This is a genomic window from Streptomyces sp. NPDC002536 (genome assembly GCF_053594995.1).
In genome coordinates, this window is record NZ_JBSFWU010000211.1 from 1 (window position 1) to 4,225 (window position 4,225).

A 4,225-nucleotide genomic window follows, 5' to 3' on the forward strand; every position below is an offset into this window, starting at 1 on the left:
GCAGGCCCGTGGCGGTGGAGAGCCGGTTGCGCAGCTCGACGGCCGTCAGCGAGTCGAAGCCCAGGTCGTTGAACTCCCGCCGGACATCGATCGACCTGGCCGAGGCGTGCCCCAGCACCGCCGCGGCCTCACCCCGCACGAGGTCGAGCACGAAGGCGTTCCGCTCGTCACCGGCCAGCTCCGTCAGCCGCCGGATGAGCCGCACTGCGGCCCCGGCGTCGAGCGGGGAGCCGGCGGCCGCACGGCGGCTGCCCTTGACCGGGCCGCGCGGTACCGACGGCACGGTGCCGCGCTCGCCGCCGGGCCGAGCCGTCACGGGGCCGGTGGCCGACGGGCGGCGCAGGACCAGCGCCTCCGCCGACAGCACCGGTGCGCCCTCGACGTCGACGGCCGTGATGGACACCGAGTCGTCACCGGTCCTCACGACGCGGGCGCGGACGACCGGGGCGCCGACGGCGTGCAGCGACACGCCCTTCCAGGCGAACGGCAGGAGGAAGTCGTCCTCGCCGATGCCTGTTGTCCGGTGCGCCTGCAACACCGCGTCCAGCAGCGCCGGGTGGATCCCGAAGGCCCCGGCCTCGCCGGAGACGTCACCCGGCAGGACGGCCTCGACGAAGACCTCGTCGTCCCGCCGCCACAGCGAGCGCAGGCCCTGGAAGGCCGGGCCGTAGTCGGTCCCGTCGTAGAAGTCCTCGATGTCGACGACCACCGCGCCCTGCGGCGGCCAGACCTGGGAGCCGAAGTCCCCGATCCGCTCCCCCGTGGCCAGCGTGCCGTGCGCGTGCTGCACCCACGGCTCGTCGACGGCCCCGTCGGGGCAGGAGTGCACGGTGATCGCGCGGGCGCCCGCCTCGTCAGGGGCGCCGACCAGCACCTGGATCCGGGTGGCCGTGTCCTCCTCCAGCACCAGCGGGGCGAGGAGGGCGAACTCCTCGACCCGGTCGCAGCCGACCTGGTCGCCGGCGCGCAGCGCCAGCTCCAGGAAACCGGTCGCAGGGAACAGCACGTTCCCGCCGAGGACATGGTCGGCCAGCCACGGGGAGGTCTGCGCCGACAGCCTGCCCGTGAACAGCACCTCGCCGGAATCCGCGAGCGCGAGCATGGCGCCGAGCAACGGGTGCTCGGCCGGCATCAGTCCGGCTCCGGTGACGTCGCCCGACAGTACGGCGGGCCGGGGCCAGTAACGCTCGTGCTGGAAGGGGTAGGTCGGCAGATCGACGCGACGGGCCCCTGTGCCGGCGAACCAGGCCTCCCAGTCGACCTCGACGCCGGCCGCGTACAGGCGCGCGAGGGCGGTGAGCAGGGCCGTCTCCTCGGAGCGGTCCTTGCGCAGAGCGGACACCGCGAGGGGGGCGCCGTCCAGGCTGTGCTGGGCCATCGCCGTCAGCACGCCATCCGGACCCAACTCCAGGAAGACCGACGCGCCTTCGGCCTCCAATGCGCGCACACCGTCGGCGAACCGCACGGTCTCCCGCACATGCCGGACCCAGTACTCCGCCGAGCACACGAGGTCTTCAGTGGCGAGCTTGCCGGTCACGTTCGACACCAGCGCGATGTCCGGCGCCTTGAACGACAGACCCTCCACGACCTGCCGGAAGTCCGCCAGCATCGGCTCCATCAGCGACGAGTGGAACGCATGACTCACCGACAGACGCTGCGTCTTGCGCCCCTCACCGGCCAGCTCCTCCGCAACGCGCAGCACCGCCGCCTCATCACCGGCAATCACCACTGCCTGCGGGCCGTTGACCGCAGCAATCGACACACCGTCGACCAGCCGCCCACGAACCTCCGCCTCGGCAGCCTGAACAGCCACCATCGCGCCACCGGCGGGCAGGGCGTTCATCAGCCGCGCACGCGCCGCCACCAAAGTGCAGGCGTCCTCCAGCGAGAACACCCCGGCCACATGCGCCGCAGCAACCTCACCGATCGAATGCCCGGCAACGAAATCCGGACGAATCCCCCACGACTCGGCCAGCCGGAACAGCGCCACCTCGACCGCAAACAGCGCAGGCTGCGTGAACCCCGTCTCGTTCAGCCGCACTTCATCAGCGTCGGCGAACAACACCTCACGCAGCTCACCGTCAAAGTGCACCAGCACCGCATCCAGCGCCTCGGCGAACACCGGGAACCGGCCGTACAACTCCCGGCCCATCCCCACCCGCTGCGCACCCTGACCCGAGAACAACACCGCGACGTTCCCGGCCGTGTCCTGGGCGAACCCGCGCGCGACCTCGACGATGTCGTCGCCCTCGGACAGCAGGACGGCGCGGTGCTCCAGGTGCGCCCGGGAGGTGGCCAGCGAGAATCCCAGATCGAGAGGAGAGGCCTCGGTCGGCACCGAGATCTGCTCCAACCGGTCGGCCAGCGCTTCCTCGGACCGCGCCGAGACCAGCCACGGCACGGCCGACGGTACGGCCTTCGGCTCGTCCCCGTCCTGCTCGCCGGGCTCCTCGGCCGGTGCCTGCTCGATGATGACGTGGGCGTTGGTGCCGCTGATCCCGAACGACGACACGCCCGCCCGCCACGGCCGGTCGGCCTTCGGCCACTCCTGGGACTCCGTCAGCAGCTCCACCGCACCGGCCGACCAGTCCACGTGCGACGACGGCGTGTCCGCGAACAGCGTCTTCGGCAGGACGCCGTGCTGGAGCGCCAGGACCATCTTGATGAGTCCCGCGGCACCGGCCGCCGCCTGCGTATGGCCGAGGTTGGACTTCACCGACCCGAGCAGCAGCGGCTGTTCGGGGTCGCGGCCCTGGCCGTAGGTGGCCAGCAGCGCCTGGGCCTCGATCGGGTCACCCAGGGTCGTTCCGGTGCCGTGGGCCTCGACCGCGTCCACCTCCGGGGCCGTCAGCCCGGCACTGGCCAGGGCCTGCTGGATCACCCGCTGCTGGGACGGGCCGTTGGGCGCCATCAGGCCGTTGGACGCGCCGTCCTGGTTGACGGCCGAGCCGCGGACGACGGCGAGGATCCGGTGTCCGTTGCGGCGGGCGTCGGAGAGCCGCTCGACGACGACGATGCCCACGCCCTCGGACCATCCGGTGCCGTCGGCGTCGTCGGAGAACGGCTTGCACCGGCCGTTGGACGCCAGTCCGCCCTGCCGGGTGAAGCCGGCGAAGCCCATCGGCGTCGACATCACCGTCACACCGCCGACCAGCGCCAGCGAGCACTCGCGCGTCCGCAGCGCGTGGGCCGCCAGGTGCAGCGAGACGAGCGAGGACGAGCACGCGGTGTCGACCGTGAGGGCCGGGCCCTCCAGGCCGAAGCTGTACGCCAGCCGCCCGGACAGGATGCTGCCCGCGAGGCCGGTGCTGCCGTGACCCTCGATGTCCTCGCGGGAGTTCAGCACCGCGGTGATGTAGTCGACGCCGCTGGTTCCCACGAAGACACCGGTGTCGCTGCCGCGCAGGGACACGGGGTCGATGCCGGCCCGCTCCAGCGCCTCCCAGGAGGTCTCCAGCAGCAGGCGCTGCTGGGGGTCCATCGCCACGGCTTCGCGGGGCGAGATGCCGAAGAAGTCCGCGTCGAACGAGGCCGCGTCGACGAAGCCGCCCTCGACCGTCGCGCTGCTGCCGCCGCCGTCACCACTGAGCATGTCGAGGTTCCAGCCACGGTCCGTGGGGAACGCCGAGATGCCGTCCCGGCCCTCGCTCAGCAACCGCCAGAGGTCTTCCGGCGACTGCACTCCACCCGGCAGCCGGCAGGACATCCCGACGATGGCTATCGGCTCCTGCTTGGCGGACTCGGCTTCCCGAAGCCTTTGGCGGGTCTGGTGCAAGTCGTTCGTGACCCACTTGAGGTAGTCAACGAGCTTTTTGTCGTTCGGCATGACGGGGAAACCTTCCGTGTGGATAAGAGGGCCGGGGCCGGGCTCAGTGGTCGCTGTTCCGGCCGAGCTCGTTGTCGATGAAGGCGAAGATCTCGTCGGCGCTGGCGGCTTCGATCCGCTCGGCGACCACCGCGTCGTCCTCCTCGGCCTCGGCCCCTCGCCAGGCGTCCAGGATCTGCGCCAGGCGGCCGGCGACGGCGGCCCTGGTGCGGGCGTCGGGCTCGCCGGCTGCGAGCACGGAGTCCAGCCGTTCGAGCTCTGCGAGGAGGTCGGGTCCGGCGGCCTCTTCGGTCACGAGCTGCGAGAGGAGGTGGTCGGCGAGTGCGGTGGGGTTGGGGTAGTCGAAGACGAGGGTGGCCGGCAGGCGCAGGCCCGTGGCGGTGGAGAGCCGGTTGCGCA

At 71.9% G+C, this 4,225-nt stretch carries 1 protein-coding gene and 1 pseudogene; both read right to left on the reverse strand.

The window, feature by feature from the left end; genetic code table 11:
* On the reverse strand, positions 1 to 3,826 hold a 3,826-nt coding region (locus ACWD4B_RS35250), incomplete at its 3' end, for a type I polyketide synthase (protein ID WP_451424599.1).
* A gap of 43 nt (positions 3,827 to 3,869) precedes the next feature.
* Positions 3,870 to 4,225, reverse strand: a pseudogene (locus tag ACWD4B_RS35255) (type I polyketide synthase); the annotation flags it as partial.